Origin of the sequence: Klenkia sesuvii, assembly GCF_037083825.1 — a bacterium.
Classification (GTDB): domain Bacteria; phylum Actinomycetota; class Actinomycetes; order Mycobacteriales; family Geodermatophilaceae; genus Klenkia; species Klenkia sesuvii.
The window spans coordinates 1-589 of record NZ_JBAPLU010000065.1 but is presented as its reverse complement, the minus strand read 5'-3'; the positions used below and the strand labels follow the sequence as shown (position 1 = coordinate 589).

Here is a 589-nt window from a genome sequence, read left to right as displayed (position 1 = left end):
ACGTTCAACTGGGTGCTCACGGCGCGGCACTCGACCGCGACCTGGGAATACCTGATCGGCAACAAGGTGGTGGCCTCGTTCAACGACGGTGGCGCGCAGCCCGGCGCCACGAAGAGTCACACGGTGAACTTCGCCGGGTACTCCGGCCGGCAGACCGTGCTGGCCCGCTGGAACATCTCGGACACGGTGAACGCGTTCTACTCGTGCGTCGACCTCAACTTCGGCGGCGCCACGAACCCGACGCCGACACCGACGGCCACCAGCAGCCCGACCCCGACGCCGACGGCCACGACGAGCCCGACCGCGACGCCCACCCCCAAGGCGACGCAGGGCGCGACGACCTGGGCGGCCGGCACCACCTACAAGGTCGGTGACCGGGTGACCTACAGCGGCAAGGCGTACCAGTGCCGGCAGGCGCACACCGCGATCAGCGGCTGGGAGCCCCCGTACGTCGCGGCGCTGTGGGCCGCGGTCTAGCAGCCAGGCGAGCAGCAGGGGGCCTCCTCCTGCTGCTCACCCTGCTGCTTCCCAGCTGTAGTGACAAAGAAGAACCGCACAACGCGACCGACGTCATGTTCGCGCAGATGAC

Annotated in this window: 1 protein-coding gene; it reads left to right on the top strand. The window is 69.1% G+C overall.

The window, feature by feature from the left end; translation table 11 throughout:
• On the top strand, nucleotides 1-477 hold a 477-nt coding region (locus tag TEK04_RS21260; RefSeq protein ID WP_336406366.1), incomplete at its 5' end, for a carbohydrate-binding protein.
• Nucleotides 478-589 lie beyond the last annotated feature (112 nt).